The organism is Streptomyces sp. KLMMK (genome assembly GCF_036961605.1).
In the GTDB taxonomy this organism is placed as follows: domain Bacteria; phylum Actinomycetota; class Actinomycetes; order Streptomycetales; family Streptomycetaceae; genus Streptomyces; species Streptomyces telluris.
Window position 1 is genome coordinate 1 of sequence record NZ_JBAMDC010000053.1, and the last position, 17,903, is coordinate 17,903.

15 protein-coding genes are annotated in these 17,903 nt (G+C 72.8%); 7 read left to right on the forward strand and 8 right to left on the reverse strand.

The features are described from left to right. Positions 1 to 67: 67 nt before the first annotated feature. The 7 genes from V7793_RS12255 to V7793_RS12285 all read left to right on the forward strand — a co-directional run bounded on the left by V7793_RS12255 (position 68) and on the right by V7793_RS12285 (position 9,377). Positions 68 to 1,039: a LysR family transcriptional regulator gene (locus V7793_RS12255; protein ID WP_336005616.1), complete on the forward strand. Its 972-nt coding sequence runs from the start codon at positions 68 to 70 to the stop codon at positions 1,037 to 1,039. Between the two features lie 200 nt (positions 1,040 to 1,239). Further along, positions 1,240 to 2,682, forward strand: coding sequence for a GuaB1 family IMP dehydrogenase-related protein (locus V7793_RS12260; RefSeq protein WP_336005618.1), 1,443 nt, complete (start codon positions 1,240 to 1,242; stop codon positions 2,680 to 2,682). Positions 2,683 to 3,061: 379 nt separating this feature from the next. Continuing rightward, positions 3,062 to 4,852: an amino acid permease gene (locus V7793_RS12265; RefSeq protein ID WP_336005619.1), complete on the forward strand. Its 1,791-nt coding sequence runs from the start codon at positions 3,062 to 3,064 to the stop codon at positions 4,850 to 4,852. 157 nt (positions 4,853 to 5,009) lie between these two features. Further along, complete coding sequence (locus tag V7793_RS12270) at positions 5,010 to 5,465, forward strand: Lrp/AsnC family transcriptional regulator (protein WP_030365350.1); 456 nt, start codon at positions 5,010 to 5,012, stop codon at positions 5,463 to 5,465. A gap of 132 nt (positions 5,466 to 5,597) precedes the next feature. Next, positions 5,598 to 6,566 (forward strand): LysR family transcriptional regulator, encoded by a 969-nt coding sequence (locus V7793_RS12275; protein WP_336005625.1) that lies wholly within the window; start codon positions 5,598 to 5,600, stop codon positions 6,564 to 6,566. A 239-nt stretch (positions 6,567 to 6,805) separates the two neighbouring features. After that, positions 6,806 to 7,615, forward strand: coding sequence for a carbon-nitrogen hydrolase family protein (locus V7793_RS12280; RefSeq protein WP_336005628.1), 810 nt, complete (start codon positions 6,806 to 6,808; stop codon positions 7,613 to 7,615). 61 nt (positions 7,616 to 7,676) lie between these two features. Then, positions 7,677 to 9,377, forward strand: a complete 1,701-nt coding sequence (locus V7793_RS12285; protein ID WP_336005630.1) for a flavin monoamine oxidase family protein — start codon at positions 7,677 to 7,679, stop codon at positions 9,375 to 9,377. Between the two features lie 48 nt (positions 9,378 to 9,425). Here V7793_RS12285 and V7793_RS12290 read toward each other — a convergent pair whose 3' ends face one another. From V7793_RS12290 to V7793_RS12325, 8 genes are all read right to left on the reverse strand, one after another. Then, a complete protein-coding gene (locus tag V7793_RS12290) occupies positions 9,426 to 10,118 on the reverse strand; it encodes a DUF5995 family protein (protein WP_336005632.1) in 693 nt (230 codons plus the stop codon). Continuing rightward, positions 10,115 to 10,948, reverse strand: coding sequence for a polysaccharide deacetylase family protein (locus tag V7793_RS12295; protein ID WP_336005634.1), 834 nt, complete (start codon positions 10,946 to 10,948; stop codon positions 10,115 to 10,117). Before V7793_RS12295 ends, V7793_RS12290 begins: the two co-directional genes overlap by 4 nt. Next, a complete protein-coding gene (locus V7793_RS12300; RefSeq protein WP_336005635.1) occupies positions 10,945 to 13,362 on the reverse strand; it encodes a tetratricopeptide repeat protein in 2,418 nt (805 codons plus the stop codon). The genes V7793_RS12295 and V7793_RS12300 overlap by 4 nt, the downstream gene beginning before the upstream one ends. Beyond that, a complete protein-coding gene (locus V7793_RS12305) occupies positions 13,359 to 14,267 on the reverse strand; it encodes a serine protease (RefSeq protein WP_336005637.1) in 909 nt (302 codons plus the stop codon). Before V7793_RS12305 ends, V7793_RS12300 begins: the two co-directional genes overlap by 4 nt. A gap of 10 nt (positions 14,268 to 14,277) precedes the next feature. Beyond that, a complete protein-coding gene (locus V7793_RS12310) occupies positions 14,278 to 14,583 on the reverse strand; it encodes a CU044_2847 family protein (RefSeq protein ID WP_336005640.1) in 306 nt (101 codons plus the stop codon). A 148-nt stretch (positions 14,584 to 14,731) separates the two neighbouring features. Beyond that, positions 14,732 to 15,841: a hemolysin family protein gene (locus V7793_RS12315; protein ID WP_336005642.1), complete on the reverse strand. Its 1,110-nt coding sequence runs from the start codon at positions 15,839 to 15,841 to the stop codon at positions 14,732 to 14,734. Continuing rightward, positions 15,838 to 17,169: a hemolysin family protein gene (locus tag V7793_RS12320; protein ID WP_336005661.1), complete on the reverse strand. Its 1,332-nt coding sequence runs from the start codon at positions 17,167 to 17,169 to the stop codon at positions 15,838 to 15,840. Before V7793_RS12320 ends, V7793_RS12315 begins: the two co-directional genes overlap by 4 nt. A 235-nt stretch (positions 17,170 to 17,404) precedes the next feature. Then, entirely contained in the window at positions 17,405 to 17,869 is a 465-nt protein-coding gene (locus tag V7793_RS12325) for a PH domain-containing protein (protein ID WP_336005644.1), read from the reverse strand. Positions 17,870 to 17,903: the final 34 nt, after the last annotated feature.

The window sequence follows — 17,903 nt, forward strand, 5'->3', positions numbered from 1 at the left end:
ACAGCCGCCCCTGACGACCGGGGCCAACTCATCGGCACACAGCGCCACAAAGGGGGATCCGGGCCACATGATGAACCTGCGACGCCTGAAATACTTCGTCGTGCTCGCCAAAGAACTCCACTTCGGACGGGCGGCCGAATCGCTGGGGATCACGCAGTCGGCACTGTCGCAACAGGTCAAGGCCCTGGAGAAGGACGTCGGCGTCGACCTCATCACCGGCCGCGGGGCCAAGGGGGCCGAACTCACCGAGGCCGGCCGGGAGCTGGTGGAGGGCGCGGACCGCATCCTCTCCCTCTGCGACGACCTCACCGCCCGCCTGCAGGAGGTCGCGACCGGCCGGGCCGGCTCGATCGGCCTGGCCTACAGCCTCTCCGGCGCGTCCCTCGGGCAGCAGGACATCGTCGAGGAGTTCCGCAAGCGCTTCCCGGCCGTCCGGGTGGAGACCGACTCCGGCTGCTCGGCCCGCAACATCGAGATGCTGCGCGACGGCCGGGTCGACGTCGCCTTCATCCGGCAGGAGGCCAGCTGCCCCGAGGTCGACTCCTTCGTCCTCGCCGAGGAGGAGCTGGTGGCCGTCTTCCCCTCGGGCCACCGCCTCGCCTCCTCCCTGCGCGTCACGCGCGAGCAGCTGTGGGAGGAACCGCTCGTGATGTGGCCCAGGAAGCTCGCGCCGGAGCTCTACGACCGCATCGTCGGCCAGGTGTGGGGCGAGGTCTCGCCCCACATCGTCCAGGAGGAGCCCGACTACGAGAGCGTGTGCGCCTTCGTCGAGCGGGGCACGGCCGTGGCCGTCATGGACCGGCGGGTGGCCGAGCGGTTCGCCCGGCACGGCATGGCCGTACGCCGTTTCACCGGGCCCGTCCCGGTGACGAAGATCGCCGTGGCCTGGCGCCGGGCCACCCGGTCGCTGGTGGTGGACAACTTCCTCACGGTGGCCCGTTCCAACAGTCACCAGCTGGTCGGCAGCCACCGCACGCCGCGCGGCGTGCAGTACACGGATCTGGCCGGGGTGGAGATCTCCAGCACCGCCACCGCGTAAAAACGGGCAAGCCGGGCGGCTCGGGCGATGCCACAGGGCTTGCCCGGGCCGCTTGGCCGAAGTCACAGAATGCGACGCCAGTTCGCCACGGCGCCCGGAAATCGTGGATGATGGGTCCAGGAACCTCAGCCCGATCCGGTGTCGGCCCGGTCTGACTCCCCACCCGCTCTGTACGTAAAACCGCAGGTGAGAGAGCCAGTATGCGTTTCCTTAATGACCAGAAGCCGCCGTACGACCTGACGTACGACGATGTGTTCATGGTGCCGAGCCGCTCCGCGGTCGGCTCCCGCCAGGCCGTGGACCTCTCCGCGCCGGACGGGACCGGCACCACCATCCCCCTCGTCGTCGCGAACATGACCGCGATCGCCGGCCGCCGCATGGCGGAGACCGTCGCCCGCCGCGGCGGCCTGGTCGTCATCCCGCAGGACATCCCGATCGAGGTCGTCACCGACGTCATCTCCTGGGTCAAGAGCCGCCACCACGTGCTCGACACCCCGATCGTCCTCAGCCCCTCCCAGACCGTCGCCGACGCGCTGTCGCTGCTGCCCAAGCGCGCGCACGGCGCCGGCGTCGTCGTCGACGCGGACCACCGCCCCGTCGGCGTCGTCACCGAGCACGACCTGACCGGCGTGGACCGCTTCACGCAGCTGTCCGAGGTCATGTCCAAGGAGCTGCTCCTCCTCGACGCGGACATCGACCCGCGCGAGGCCTTCAACCAGCTCGACGCCGCGCACCGCAAGCTCGCCCCCGCGGTCGACAAGGACGGCCGCCTCGCGGGCATCCTGACCCGCCGCGGCGCCCTGCGCGCGACGCTCTACACCCCCGCCACCGACGCGGACGGCAAGCTGCGCATCGCCGCGGCCGTCGGCATCAACGGCGACTTCGTGGGCAAGGCCGAGCTGCTGCTCGAGGCCGGCGTGGACACGCTGGTCATCGACACCGCGCACGGCCACCAGGAGTCGATGATCTCCGCGATCAAGGCCGTCCGGGCGCTCGACCCGCAGGTCCCGATCGTCGCGGGCAACATCGTCGCCGCCGACGGCGTGCGCGACCTCATCGAGGCCGGCGCGGACATCATCAAGGTCGGTGTGGGCCCGGGCGCCATGTGCACCACCCGCATGATGACCGGCGTGGGCCGCCCGCAGTTCTCCGCCGTCCTGGAGTGCGCCGCCGAGGCGAAGAAGTACGGCAAGCACGTGTGGGCCGACGGTGGCGTCCGTCACCCGCGCGATGTCGCCATGGCCCTGGCCGCGGGCGCGTCCAATGTGATGATCGGCTCCTGGTTCGCGGGCACCTACGAGTCCCCGGGCGACCTCCAGCAGACCGCCGACGGGCGCTTCTACAAGGAGTCCTTCGGCATGGCCTCGGCCCGCGCGGTGCAGAACCGCACCTCCGAGGAGTCCGCGTACGACCGGGCCCGCAAGGGTCTGTTCGAGGAGGGCATCTCCACCTCGCGCATGTTCCTCGACCCCGCCCGCCCGGGCGTGGAGGACCTGATCGACTCGATCATCGCGGGTGTCCGCTCCTCCTGCACCTACGCGGGCGCCGGCTCCCTGGCCGAGTTCGCCGAGCGTGCCGTCGTGGGCGTCCAGAGCGCCGCCGGCTACGCCGAGGGCAAGCCGCTGCACGCCAGCTGGCAGTAATCCCGCACGACCCCGGAGAAGGGGCGCGGTCCGATCCGGACCGCGCCCCTTTTCGCGTTTTCCGGAGGAATGTTCCGGTTCGCCGGACCGCGCCCCTTTTTTGCTCCCGATGTACCGATTCATAATGTGACGTGCAACGATCACCTGTTCTGGCCACCCGGACGCAATGATCAGCCGGGCATACGCAAGAATGGTGCATTACGAGCGCGGGCCCTGACCTCGTAGGGTCTGCGCAGAACGTGGAGTGGCGGGTACCGCTTGCTCGGCGGTACCCCTCGCTACGGGATTGCTCTGCCATGTCGGCGCGCCCCGGGTGCCGCCGCGGACCCCCGCTTCCGCACCGGTACCCCCGACCGGCAGTCATGAACGGAGCAACCCCGTGTTGGACCAAGGCACTGCGCCACCTGCCACCGGCGGCAAGCAGCTTCCCCCGCTGCAGTCCACCGGCTTCGGCGCCCGCCTGATGCGCCGCAAGCCCGTCGAGCGTCTGGTCGCCGAGGGCGGCCAGGGTGAGGGCGGCAGCCTGCGCCGCTCGCTCGGCATGTGGCAGCTGACCATGATCAGCATCGGCGCCACGCTCGGCACCGGCATCTTCGTCGTGCTCGGCGAGGCCGTGCCCGACGCCGGCCCGGCCGTCGTGATCTCCTTCGTGCTCGCCGGCATCACCGCACTGTTCTCGGCCCTGTCCTACGCCGAGCTCGCCGGCACCATCCCGGTCTCCGGCTCCTCGTACTCGTACGCCTACGCCACCCTCGGCGAGATCATCGCCTGGGTCTGCGGCTGGTGCCTGATCCTGGAGTACGGCGTCTCCGTGGCGGCCGTGGCCGTCGGCTGGGGCCAGTACCTCAACGAGCTCCTCGAGGGCACCATCGGCGTCACCATCCCGGCCGCCCTGGCCAACCCGCCCGGCGCCGACGGCGGCATCTTCAACCTGCCCGCCCTGCTCGTCGTGCTGCTGTGCATGGCCTTCCTGATCGGCGGCGCCAAGGAGAGCGCCCGCGCCAACACGATCATGGTCGGCGTGAAGATCGTGGCCCTGCTGCTCTTCTGCGCCGTCGCCTTCATGGGCATCCGCGCCGGCAACTACGCCCCGTTCATGCCGCTCGGCCTCGGCGGTGTCAGCGCCGCGGGCGCCACGCTGTTCTTCTCCTACATCGGCTTCGACGCCGCCTCCACCGCCGGTGAGGAGGCCAAGAACCCGAAGAAGGACCTGCCCAAGGCGATCATGCTGTCGCTGCTGATCGTCACGGTGCTGTACGTGCTGGTCGCGGCCGTCGCGGTCGGCGCCATGCCGTGGGGCGACTTCGAGGGCTCCGAGGCCGCGCTCGCCGGGATCATGAAGGACGTCACCGGCCAGAGCTTCTGGGCCGTGCTGCTCGCCGCCGGCGCCGTCATCGCCATTGCGAGCGTCGTGCTGACCGTCCTGTACGGCCAGACCCGCATCCTCTTCGCGATGTCCCGCGACGGTCTGGTCCCCAAGGCCTTCGCCAAGGTCAACCGCAAGGGCGTGCCGATGGCGAACACCGTGATCGTCTCGCTGTTCTGCGGCGTCCTGGCCGCCGCCGTCCCGCTCGGCCAGCTCGCCGACGCCACCAGCATCGGCACGCTCTTCGCCTTCGCCCTGGTGAACATCGCCGTCATCGTGCTGCGCTTCACCCGCCCCGACATGCACCGCAGCTTCCAGGTGCCGCTCTCGGGCGTGCGCATCCCGATCGGCTCGGCGAAGATCCCGCTCGGCCTGATCTTCCCGGTGCTGGGCTTCGCCATGTGCCTCTACATGATGGCCAGCCTGGACATCGTCACCTGGCAGGTGTTCGGCGGCTGGATGCTCGTCGGTCTGCTGATCTACTTCTTCTACGGCATGCGCCGGTCGCGCCTCGCCGTCGACGGGGCGGCCGGGGCCGTCCTGACGAAGGAGCCGGTGGCCGCCGGGGCCGGCACCGGGACCGGTGCGAAGCCCGCGGCGAAGTCCGTGGCCAAGGCCGGTGCGAAGCCGGCGGCCAAGCCCGCGCCCAAGGCCGAGGCCAAGCCCGCGTCCAAGGCGGAGGCCAAGCCCGGGTCCAGGGCCCAGGCGAAGCCGGCGGCGAAGGCCGGGGGCACGGCGGCCAGGAAGGCCGCCGGCAAGAGCCGGCCGAAGCGGCAGAAGAAGGCCCGCGGCAAGAAGAAGTGATCTTCTCCCTGCCACTCCCGTGATCCCGCCCGCCGGGTCCGCCGTCCGCGGACCCGGCGGGCGGAGCGGGAACATGTGTCGGGACCACGGCCGGGTACGTGATCTACTGCTGGTAGTAGCAGTAGCTGGTTACCCGTAGAAATGTGATCCACCCGCCGTGCGATTGAATGAGCTCGACGAACGCATCGTGCACGCCCTGGCCGAGGACGCCAGGCGCTCCTACGCCGACATCGGCGCGGAGGTCGGTCTGTCGGCGCCCGCCGTGAAACGGCGCGTGGACAGGCTCCGCGCCGAAGGCGCCATCACCGGGTTCACCGTCCGCGTGGACCCGGCGGCCCTCGGCTGGGAGACCGAGGGGTTCATCGAGATCTACTGCCGCCGCAACACCTCGCCCGAGGCCATCCACCGCGGCCTGTCGCGCTACCCCGAAGTGGCGTCCGCCTCCACCGTCACCGGCGAGGCCGACGCCCTCGTGCAGGTCTTCGCCTCCGACATGCGCCACTTCGAGCGCGTGCTGGAGCGCATCGCGGGGGAGCCCTTCGTCGAGCGCACCAAGTCCGTGCTCGTGCTCTCCCCGCTGCTGCGCCGCTTCAGCTCCGGCGCTCCTTCCTGAGCCCCGCCGCGGGGGCCCGCGTCGGCAAGCTGACGGAACAGCCCCTTCAGGGGTCGGCGTACGGGTGTGCCCCGACGTCGGGACCGCCTTCACTTGCCTTCAAGCGCATGGTGTGCACGCCATACTTGCGTCATGCGCAAAGAAGCGGCTGAGGGGCCCGTCCCCGCCCCACCGACCGACCAGCTGGCCAGAATCGACCTGAACCTGCTCGTCGCCCTCGACGCCCTGCTCGCCGAGGAGAGCGTCACGGCCGCCGCCGAGCGCCTGTGCCTGTCCGGCCCCGCCATGAGCCGCACCCTCGGCCGCATCCGGCGCGCACTCGGCGACCCCGTGCTCGTCCGCGCAGGCCGCCGGATGGTCCCCACCCCGCGCGCCCTGGCCCTGCGGGCCGACGTGCGCCGCGTCCTCGCCGACGCACGCTCCCTCTTCGCCCCCGCGGCGCCCGCCGACCCGGCCGGCCTGGAGCGGGCCTTCACCCTCAGCGGCCACGACAGCCACGTGCTGGCCTTCGGCGCCGCCCTCCTCGGCCGCGCCGCCCGGGAGGCGCCGGGCGTCACCCTGCGCTTCCTCGCCGAGGACGCCGCCGGCGTCCCCTCCCTCCGCGACGGCCCTCTCGACCTGGAGATCGGCGTCATCGACCGCAACGAACCCGAGATCCGCGTCGAGCCCCTCACGACCGACCGCATGGTCGGCGTCGCCCGGCCCGGCCACCCCCTCCTCGACGGGGCCGTCACCCTGCGCCGCTACGCCGCCGCGAGCCACCTCGTCGACTCCCGGCGCGGGCGTCTCTCCGGGCCCGTCGACGAGGCCCTCGCCGCGCACGGCCTGCGGCGGCGCGTGGCCGGCACCGCCCCCACGCTCGCCTCGGCCCTCTTCGTCATCGCCGGCAGCGACGCCGTCGGCCTCGTCTCGGAACGGGTCGCCCGCCCGGCCGCGGACGCGCTCGGCCTCATGACCTTCGACATCCCCCTGGACCTCCCGCCCATCGAGGTCTCCATGGCCTGGCACCCCCGTCACGAGGCGGACACCGGCCACCGCTGGCTCCGCGACATCGTCCGCGACACGGTCCGCGCGGTGGCGCCGGCCGGCCCGAAGAGCTGAGCGCCCGGGACCGGTCCGGCAGTGCCGGACCGGTCCCGGGCATGGCCATGTGAGCCCCGGCGAGGCCCCGCGCAACGAATCGCGCTGAAACGGCAGAAAGGCGCAACGAATCATCCACCTCCACGCAACGGAGGCGCCTTGTCCGGTCAGGACGGCGGACCGTACCGTCAAGGCGTCTTAACGCGACGCCCCGCAGGGGGCACCGCACGCCCCCTCCGAACCAGGTGAAGTGAGGCCGCATGACGCCGCCGCGTATCGCGCTGTACCAGGGCCCCGCCGGCGTTCCCTCCTCCACCTCGGACAGCCTCGCCGCCCTCGACGGCGCCGCCCGCCGGGCCGCCGCCGCGGGAGCGCGGATCCTGCTCACCAACGAGCTGTTCCTCACCGGCTACGCCCTCGGGGACGCGGTGAGCGAGCGCGCCGAGCCGGCCGACGGCCCCGGCGCCCGCGCGGTCGCCCGCATCGCCGCCGAGCACGGCCTGGCCGTCGGCTACGGCTACCCCGAGCGCGACGAGGCCGACGGCGGCACCGTCTACAACGCCCTGCAGCTCATCGGCCCCGACGGCGCCCGCCTGGCCAACTACCGCAAGACCCACCTCTTCGGCGCGTACGAGACGGCCCACTTCCGGCCCGGCTCCGAGGCCGTCGTGCAGGCCGACTTCGCGGGCCTCCGCCTCGGCCTGCTGATCTGCTACGACGTCGAGTTCCCCGAGCCGGTGCGGGCCCATGCGCTGGCCGGCACCGAGCTGCTGCTCGCGCCCACCGCGCTGATGCGCCCGTACGAGATCGTCCCGCAGACGATCGTCCCGGCCCGCGCCTGGGAGAGCCAGCTCTACATCGCCTACGCCAACCGCTGCGGCGAGGAGGGCGACTTCGCCTTCGCCGGCCTCAGCTGCCTCGCCGCCCCCGACGGGACCGTACGGGCGCGGGCGGGCAGCGGCGAGGACCTGATCGTCGCCGACGTCGACCCGGCGCTGCTGAAGGCCTCCCGCGCCGAGAACACCTACCTGGCCGACCGGCGTCCGGAGCTGTACGCCTCACTCGTCTGACCCACCGCCTCCGGGCCCCCTCAGAGCCGCAACCCCCACTTTTCGCAGGAGAGTTCAGCCGATGACGTCCATGGTGCCCACCGCCGCCCACGACGAGCCGTCGGAGCCGGCGCTGCCGCCGATCACCATGGTCGGCCCGGACTTCCCCTTCCCGTACGACGACTTCCTCGCCCACCCGGCAGGCCTCGGGCAGATACCGGCCACCGAGCACGGCACCGAGGTCGCCGTCATCGGCGGCGGCCTGTCGGGCATCATCTCCGCCTACGAGCTGATGAAGATGGGCCTCAAGCCCGTCGTCTACGAGGCCGACAAGATCGGCGGCCGGCTGCGCACCGTCGGCTTCGAGGGCTGCGACCCCTCGCTGACCGCCGAGATGGGCGCGATGCGCTTCCCCCCGAGCTCCACCGCGCTGCAGTACTACATCGACCTGGTGGGCCTGGAGACCAAGCCCTTCCCCAACCCGCTGGCGCCCGACACCCCGTCGACCGTCGTGGACCTCAAGGGCGAGTCGCACTACGCGCACACCATCGACGACCTGCCCCCGGTCTACCGCGAGGTCGCCGAGGCGTGGAACGCCTGCCTGGAGGAGGGCGCGGACTTCTCCGACATGAACCGCGCCCTGCGCGAGCGCGACGTGCCGCGCATCCGGGAGATCTGGGCGAAGCTGGTCGAGAAGCTCGACAACCAGACCTTCTACGGCTTCCTGTGCGAGTCGGAGGCGTTCAAGTCCTTCCGGCACCGTGAGATCTTCGGCCAGGTCGGCTTCGGCACCGGCGGCTGGGACACCGACTTCCCCAACTCCATCCTGGAGATCCTGCGGGTCGTCTACACCGAGGCCGACGACCACCACCGCGGCATCGTCGGCGGCAGCCAGCAGCTCCCGGTGCGCCTGTGGGAGCGCGAGCCGGAGAAGCTCGTCCACTGGGCCCCGGGCACCTCGCTGTCCTCGCTGCACGGCGGCGACCCGCGCCCGGCCGTGACCCGTCTGCACCGCACCGCGGGCAACGGCATCACCGTCACCGACGCCTCCGGCGACATCCGCACCTACAAGGCGGCGGTCTTCACCGCCCAGTCGTGGATGCTGCTGTCGAAGATCGCCTGCGACGACTCGCTGTTCCCCATCGACCACTGGACGGCGATGGAGCGCACCCACTACATGGAGTCCTCCAAGCTGTTCGTGCCGGTGGACCGGCCGTTCTGGCTGGACAAGGACGAGGAGACCGGGCGGGACGTCATGTCGATGACGCTCACCGACCGGATGACGCGCGGCACCTACCTGCTGGACGACGGGCCCGGCAAGCCGGCCGTCATCTGCCTCTCGTACACCTGGTGCGACGACAGCCTCAAGTGGCTGCCGCTGTCGGCGAACGAGCGCCTGGAGGTCATGCTCAAGTCGCTCGGCGAGATCTACCCCAAGGTCGACATCCGGAAGCACATCATCGGCAACCCGGTCACCGTCTCCTGGGAGAACGAGCCCTACTTCATGGGCGCGTTCAAGGCCAACCTGCCGGGCCACTACCGCTACCAGCGGCGTCTGTTCACCCACTTCATGCAGGACCGCCTGCCCGAGGACAAGCGCGGGCTCTTCCTCGCGGGCGACGACATCTCCTGGACCGCCGGCTGGGCGGAGGGCGCCGTGCAGACCGCGCTCAACGCCGTGTGGGGCATCATGCACCAGTTCGGCGGAGGCACCGACCCGTCCAACCCGGGCCCGGGCGACCGCTACGACGAGCTCGCGCCCGTCGAGCTGCCCGAGGACTGACCCGGGCTCCCGGACCGAGGCCCCCCGAGCCCCCCAGCCCGGGGGGCCTCACCCCATGGGCGTGAGCAGGCAGCGCCCCACCAGCCCGACGCCGGAGTCGATCCGGCCGGTCAGCTCCTCGGCCACGTCGGGCAGGCCGCGCACCGCCCACAGCGCGCGGAAGGACGCCCACGCCCCGCGCCGCGCGGCTTGCAGGGACCACGAACCCACCAGGTGCGTCAGCGGATCGGCGACGTCCAGCAGATCCGGACCGGGCATCAGATCCTCACGGATCCGTTCCTCCATGGCGACCAGCAGCCCGCCCACGCGCTCGAAGTCGGCCTCCATCAGGTGGGGCCGGCCGCGCAGTGCGCGGCAGGTGTCGACGAGGGCCAGCGCGAGGTCGTGCCCGATGTGGGCGTTGATCCCCGCCAGCGCGAACTGCAGGGGCCGGACGGCCGGGTGGCCCCGCAGCTGGAACAGCGGCCGCCAGCACGCCGGCGGCTCCCGGCCCGCCGCCGTGTGGTCGACGGCGGCCAGATACCGCGCCGCGAACCGCACGGCGAGCTCCGTGGCCGCGGCCCCGTCCGTGAACCCTCCGGCCCCCGCCTGCTCGGCGACCCGCTCCGTGACCCTCAGGTACACGCGGTTGAAGACGTGCACCCCATCCCGCGGCGGCAGGGCCCCGTCCAGCATCCGCATCTGCGCCAGTACGTCTTCGATGCCGGCGGGTGCCGCGGGCTTCGCCCATGTCAGCGTCATGCACACAGAGTGACAGGTGAATACGCAGAGTAGGGGATCGTGTGCGGTAGTTGACCGGAACGGATGAACGGGCAGGCCCTCCCGGCATATGCGCGCAGATCCGCGAAGCCGTACCCCCGCGCCCGCGCACCCGCGATGATCCTCGGCAGCGCCAGGGCGTCGAGCACGGGGCCGCCGTCGTCGCTGCCCACGTGCATCTGGATCACCGCCCCCGGCGTCAGCGCGTCCAGGGCGCGGCGGACGGCCCGGTCGGCGGTCATGCCCTGGGAAGCGCCGAGGTAGCCGTTCGTGTCGGTCGTGAATTCGAGGTCCGCGAAGCCCAGCGAGTTGACCAGCGCGACCTTGTCCGGGGGTGCCTCGCTGTACGGGAAACGGAAGAAGGGCAGCGGCTCCACCCTCCCGGCCCGCCGGATCGCCCGGTCCGCGCGCAGGACTTCCTCCCGCGCCTCACCGGCGCCGATGCGGTCGAAATACGGGTGGCTGTACGAATGGTTGCCCAGCCCGAACCCGTGCTCCGCCATGGCCCGCACGGCGCGGGGGTGCCGGTCGGCGAAGTCCCCCGTGGGGAAGAACGCCGCGGGCACGCCCAGCCGCGTGAGCGTACCGAGCACGTCCGCGATACCGGCCTCGTCCCACGCCGCGTTGAACGTCAGCGCGACGACGGGACGCGTGGTCGGCAGGCGTCTGACGTCCGAGCCGTAGAGGTCCCGGACGGGGGAGGGGCCCGTAGCACGGGACGGGGGAGGGGCGAGGGCGAGCACGGTGGCGAGGGCCAGGAACAGCGTGACGATCAGCGTCCTGGGCGGAACGGATGCGGCGAGTGGTCTCATGCCCCGTCAACGCCGTGCGGGCGGCCGGCGGCACGCGCGGCCGCCACCCGCCGGAAGAGCGCCGTGGCCTCGGCCACGCGACCGAGCTGTTCGAGACAGTGCGCCTCGTCGTTGAGGCTCGCGAGGGTGTCGCCGTGCGAGGACCCCAGCACGCGCTCCCGCTCCCGCGCCACATGCCGGTACGCGACGAGCGCTTCCTCCCAGCGGCCCAGCCACCCCAAGGAGACGGCCACTTCGCGGCGGCTGACGAGCGCGTCGGGGTGCTCGGGACCGAGCACGTGTTCCCGCAGCTCGCAGACCAGCCGGGCCTCCGCCAAGGCCTCCTCCCAGCGGCCGAGCCGGCCGAGGTTGACGCCCCGCCCGTGCCGGGCCCGCAGGGTCTCCGGAGCCTCCGGGCCCTCGACGCGCTCACGGTCCGCGACGAGCGCGTCGTAGGCCTCGAGGGCCTCCGCGCTGCGCCCCAGGCGCCCGAGGCAGATACCCGTCTCGTAGCGGGCGGCGAGGGTGTCGGGGTGGTCGGGGCCGAGCGTGCGGCTCCGTGCCCCGGCGACACCGGAGTACATCGCGAGGGCCGCTTCCCACCGGCCGAGCGCACCGAGCGCGCAGCCGACCTCGTACAGCGTGGCGAGGGTGTCGGCGTGCTCCGGGCCGAGCGTACGGGTCCGGTCGGCCGCCACCTCGCACGCCATGGGGTAGGCCTCCTCCCAGCGGCCCAGCCGCCCGAGAGCGAACGCGAGATTGTGCCGGCAGCGCAGCGTGTCCGGATGCTCCGGGCCCGCCGTGCGCTCCCGGACGCCCAGGACCTCGGAGTAGAGCTGGAAGGCCTCGAAGTGCCGCCCCAGCCGGCCCAGGACGTAGGCCATCTCCTGGCGGGCGGCGAGCGTGTCCGCATGCTCGGGGCCGAGCACCCGGGCGCGGGCACCGGCGACCTGCCCGAAGAACCCCAGTGCGTCGGCGTGACGGCCCAGCCTGGACAGCGCGAAGGCGATCTCGTACCGGCTCGCCAGGGTTTCGGGGTGCTCCTGCCCGAGCACGCGCTCGCGGGCCGCCGCAACCTGCCGGTGCGCCCTGAGCGCCTGGATCCAGTTCCCCTGCCGGCTGTGGGAGAGCGCGAGTTCGTGACTTTCCTGCAGAAGCCCGAGTAACTCCAGTGAGGCGGAGGCGGGATGAGGCAGCGGACCGGACTTCAGCACCCGCGAGGCCACGTCCGGCGACACGAGCTCCTCGCGGGGGTGCCACTCGTCGCCGACGGCCGTACGCACCAGGACGAGCTGGCTGCCGTAGCCGATCTCCGCCCCGTCCGTGCCCCGCATCCGGCGGCACGCCTTCAAGGTCCCCTTCACCAGCAGCGCCATGGGGTGCTCCGCTCCGAAGCCGGCCGTGGCGACGCGGTCGGCCTCGTCGAGGGCCTCCTCCGCGTACGCCATGCGACCGGGCGACTCCATGGCCCGCGCGAGGTCGAGTTCGGCGCACGCGTGGTTCGTCAGCGCGGTGATGGTGAGGGGGTGGAGGTCGCCGAAGCAGTCCGAGGCCTGTTCCGCCGCCTCCTCCAGCGCCCGTACGGCGCGCTGCAGGCGCGGCAGATCGTCCGTCCGCCGCACGGTCTCGTACTCCGCGCAGGCCAGGTCGGCCACCACGGTCACGGTCTGCGGGTGACGGGCGCCCAGCTCGGCGGCCGCCCGGGCCGCGACGGTCGCCAGCACGTCGGTGACCTGCACCATGCGCTCGTGGGCGCGCAGTGACCGCGCCCATTCGAACTCCACCGCCGCCCGGAAGGCGAGCGCCGAGACGTCCGCGGACCGCTGCGGCTCCGGCGCGCCCAGCGCCCGCCGGTCGGCTTCGCGCACGTCGGCGGCCACCTCGCCGAGCTGTACGGGGTCGTTGCTCCAGCGCGCGAGCGCAAGGTCGACCGAGGCGAGAAGCAGGCGCACCTGACGCTCGTCGCCCCCGTCGAGCGCGAGGCGCGCGCGCCCCACCACGAGCTCGGCCTTCTCGAAGTCGCCGGCGCGCGCGTGGACGGCGGCCAGATTGGCGAACGTCTCGGCCCGTACGCGCTGTTCGGCGTCGTATTCCCGCGCGGCTTCCAGCGTGCGCCGTGCCTCCTCCAGCTCTCCGAGGTCGACCATCCTCGCCGCCAGCTTGTTCAGCGCCGCGGCTTTGGCGGAGCCGTCGAGGGCGGGGGAGCGCGGCACGGCGACCGACCCGGAGCGCAGGATCACCAGAGCCGTCTTGCACCGGCCCAGCGCATGCAGGAGCGTCGCCAGGTAGCAGACGTCCTCGACGGCGCCGGGGCGCCCCGCCACCACGGCGCGGCGCGCGGCCCCGGCGGTCACGGCGAGCGCCGCCCCCGCCGCGCCCCCGCCGGTCACCGCCTCCTCCGCCTGCCCGACGGCCTCCCGCAGTTCATCCGTCACGACGCCTCACCCCCCAGCGCCAGGTCGACGACGTTCTTGGCGATGTGCACCTGCAGCCCGGCCACCTGCCCCGGGTCGATGAGGCCCCGTTCCGACCACTCCTTGAGCGCACTGAGCAGCGCCTCGCCCTTGGCGACGGCCATGTCGACGGAGACGGGAGCGGAATCCCCTCCGGGAGGGCCGTTCTCCGGGACCGGCACCGCGACCGGCGGAGGAACCACGGCCCCTCTCGTAGCGGACTGCTCCTCGTGCCGCCCCGCCGGATCGGCTGTGCTCGCGGGCGGATCCAGCGCCCGCAGCAGGTGGTCCGTCCGGAAGTGGGGGAAGCGGCTCATCACCTCCCGCAGTGGTACGGCGAACAGCACGTTCGCCGCCCGGCCGGGAGCCTGCCGGTCCGGATACTGCTCGATCAGGACGCCCAGCAGGGCCGCCCCCCGCTCCGCCGTGGTCACGCGCTCTACCGGCCCGCCGGAATAGCCCGAGTAGTCGCCGAGCGCCTGTTCCGCCACGAGCTGCATGGCCTGGATGCGCCCTCCGCCCACGCACGTGTAGTCGACGGCGTCCGCGTCGACGCGGCCGCCCAGGTGGGGGTCGCTGAGGGACGGCCGGTGCAGGCCGCGCCAGCGGTCGCCGCGGCGGGGGAGGTCACCGACGGGCAGGGCCAGCGGCACCAGTTCCGGTTCGAGGACCTCGATCAGGGCGAGGTCGGCCTCCTCGATGCGCCGGCAGACGCGCCCGCCGACCGCGGTGCCGTCGCCGAGGTGCACGCTGACGTGCTCCTCGTCACCGGCCAGGTACCGCAGGCAGTGGTCGGCCGTCAGGACGAAGCAGCGCGTGAGCAGCAGCCCCGCGCCCAGGGGCCTGTCCGCCTGGTAGAGGTCGACCGCGTAGCCGGATCCGGGCACCGCGGGCCCCTCAGGTGCGTTCCACCGTCAGCGTGACTTCGAAGGAGGCCTCCGCGGACGCCTTCGAGAGGATCACCCCGGCTTCGGCCGCGAGCGTCACCCCGAAGGTGACCTGCAGGCTGCCGACGCGCCAGCCGTCGCGCTCCGGGATACGGGCCAGGGCGTCCTGGGCGATCGAGGACGCGGAGGTGATGGCCTGCTCCAGCTCCTCGGAGCGCTCCTCCAGGGAGGCGGTGCGGCGGGTCCGGCTGCTGATCTGCCGGGACCCTTGCGCGTCCAGTTCCACCGTCTCCACGCGGACCAGCGGTACGGACATGGCAGGCTCCCCCCGATTCCTCCATGAGCTTCACCGGCCGTGACGCGGCGGCTCGTTCAGCCTAGCCACGCGGGCCACTCGCGGCAGGGGAATCGGGGGAGTTCCCGTCGGGGAGGACGGCCGGGCCGTCCTCCCCGACGGGCCGTCGTCAGCTCGCCAGTACGCCGCTGCGCTCCCGGGGCTTGCGCGGCACGCGCGGGTCGGCGACCCGGACGGCCGTCGCCGGGACCTCCCGGTGGGAGGGGTCGCGGACCTCGCCCACGAGCTTCTCCAGGACGTCCTCCAGGGCCACCAGACCCAGCACCCGCCCCGAGGCGTCCGTGACCGCGGCCAGGTGGGCCGCGGCCCTGCGCATCACCGTCAGGGCGTCGTCCAGGGGCAGTTCGGCCCGGAGGGTCTCCACGCGCCGCCACACGTGCTGCGGCACCGCGCGCTCACGGTCCTCCAGGTCCAGGACGTCCTTGACGTGGAGGTAGCCCATGACGGCGCCGCCGGGGGCGCAGACGGGGAAGCGGGAGTAGCCGGTCCGTACCGTCAGCTCCTCGATGCCGCGCGGAGTGACGGACGGGTCGACCGTGACCAGGGTGGCCGGGTCGAGGAGCACGTCGGTGACCGGGCGGCTGCCCAGCCCCAGGGCGTCCTCCAGGCGCTCCTGCTCGGCGGGTTCCAGCAGCCCCGCCTGGCGGGAGTCCTCCACCAGGTGGGTGAGCTGCTCGCTGGTGAACACGGCCTCCACCTCGTCCTTGGGCTCGACGCGGAAGAGCCGCAGCACGCCATGGGCGCACGCGCCCAGCAGGCGGGTTACCGGCCGGCAGACCCGTGCGAAAGCCACGAGCCCAGGGCCCAGCCACAGCGCCGCCCGGTCGGGCGCCGACATCGCCAGGTTCTTCGGCACCATCTCGCCGATCACCAGGTGCAGGAAGATCACCACGGCCAGCGCGATGACGTAGCCCAGCGGGTGGATCAGCCCGGCGGGCACCCGGGCCGCCTCGAAGACGGGCTCCAGGAGCGCGGCCACCGTCGGCTCGGCGACCGCGCCGAGCGTCAGCGAGCAGACGGTGATGCCGAACTGGGCGGCGGCCATCATCTGCGGCAGGCTCTCCAGGCCGGTCAGGACCGTACGGGCCCGTGCCGAACCCTCCGCGGCCTTCGGCTCGATCTGGCTGCGGCGCACGGACACGAGCGCGAACTCGGCGCCCACGAAGAAGCCGTTGGCGAGCACCAGCAGCGCGGCGAAGAGGAGTTGCAGCACGCTCATCGTGCCTCCCCCCGGCCGGCGGCGGTGCGGGCGAACCGGACCCGTTCGGCCCGGTGGTGGGCGACCAGGCGCACCGAGATCCGCCAGCCGGGCAGTTCGGCGGTGTCGCCGGCCGCGGGGATGCGGCCCAGCAGCCCGGCGACGAGCCCGGCGACGGTCTCGTACGGGCCGTCGGGCGGCTCCAGGCCTATGCGGCGCAGGGCGTCGACGCGGCAGCCGCCGTCGGCCTCCCACCCGGTGCGGCCGTCCTCGCAGGCCACGGGGGCCAGTTCGGGCCGGTGGGCGTCCTCGGCGTCGTGCTCGTCGCGGACTTCGCCGACGAGCTCCTCGACGATGTCCTCCAGGGTCACCACGCCCGCCGTACCGCCGTACTCGTCGACGACGACGGCTATCGGCTGCCCGCTGCGCAGCTGCTCCAGCAGCGGCTGCACGGGCAGCGTGCCCGGCACGAGCATCGGGGGGACGGCGATGCGCCCGACGGGGGTGCGCAGCCGCTCGCCGGCGGGGACGGCCAGGGCGGCCTTGAGGTGGACCACGCCGGTGATGTCGTCCAGGCGCTCCCGGTAGACGGGGAAGCGCGACAGGCCCGTGGCGCGGGTGAGGTTGAGGACGTCCTCGGCGGTGGCCGAGGACTGCAGGGCGCTGACCTTCACGCGGGGCGTCATCACGTGCTGGGCGGTGAGGTCGCCGAGCGAGAGGGTGCGCACGAAGAGGTCGGCGGTGTCCTGCTCCAGGGCGCCGGCGCGGGCCGAGTGCCGGGCCAGGGAGACGAGTTCGCCCGGGGTGCGGGCGGAGGCCAGCTCCTCGGCGGGCTCGATGCCCAGGGCCCGGACGAGCCGGTTGGCGACCGCGTTCAGCAAGGTGATCACGGGCCGGAAGAAGTGGGCGAAGGCGTGCTGCGGGCCGGCGACGAACCGCGCCACCTGCAGGGGCCGGGAGACCGCCCAGTTCTTGGGCACGAGTTCGCCGATGACCATCTGCACGGCCGACGCCACCAGCATGCCGGTGACCACGGCCACGCCGGGCGCGGCTCCGCCGGGCAGTCCGGTGGCGGACAGCGGCCCGGTGAGCAGCCGGCCCAGGGCGGGCTCGGCCAGCATGCCGACGACCAACGAGGTGATGGTGATGCCGAGTTGGGTCCCGGAGAGCTGGAAGGAGAGCTCGCGCAGGGAGGCGACGACGGTGCGGGCCCGGCGGTCACCGCCGGCCGCGGCCCGTTCGGCCTCCGGCTTCTCCACGGTCACCAGGCCGAACTCGGCGGCGACGAAGAAGCCGTTCGCCAGGATGAGGAGGAGGGCTGCCGCGAGCAGCAGCAGGGACACGGTGATACTCATGCCGCCGCCTCCGTGGGGCGGGCGGCGGCGCGGGTACTACAGGACGATCCGTCCATTGCCGGAGGGAGTCACTCCTCGGGTCGCAGGTGCCCCGCGGACCGTGCTGTTCCACGGCCGTTTCCTCGTGCGGGGCGGGGCAGGTGTGTGCCCGTGGCACCAGAGTAATCAAGGAACCGCGGTCACAGGCGGGCCGCCCCGCACGGGGAACGTCCGGGAAACCGGACGTGGATCAGGTGGCGGAGTGCCCCGTGCCGTGCTCCTCCACCAGGGCGCGCAGGGCCCGGGCGTTGGCGACGGCCTGCTCCTTGGCGATGCCGGGCTGGATGCCCATGGCCGCCAGGCTCGTGCCGTCGGCCAGGTCCAGATGGACCCAGGCGTCGCCCGGGCGCAGGGTGACCCGGACGATCTGGGCCCACGCCAGCTGCCGCTTGGTGGTCAGGTTGACCACGGTGACGCCGTCCCGGGTGGCGACGACCTTGGGGCGGCTGAGCAGCCCGAGGAAGGCGAAGACGAGCAGGCCGGTGCCGATGAAGGAGGCCCGGTCCGCGGCCGTGGCCGTGTCGAGCAGGAAGGACACCGCCGTGAGGACGGCGAGCAGGGCCGTGCCCAGGCTCATCAGCACGATCCGGGTGCGGGTCGGGCGGAAGGTGACCGGGAGCCCGGGCAGGCCGGACGGGGATGCGGGCGTGGACACGTCGCTGGTGCTCTCGCTGGGTGGGGAAGGGACC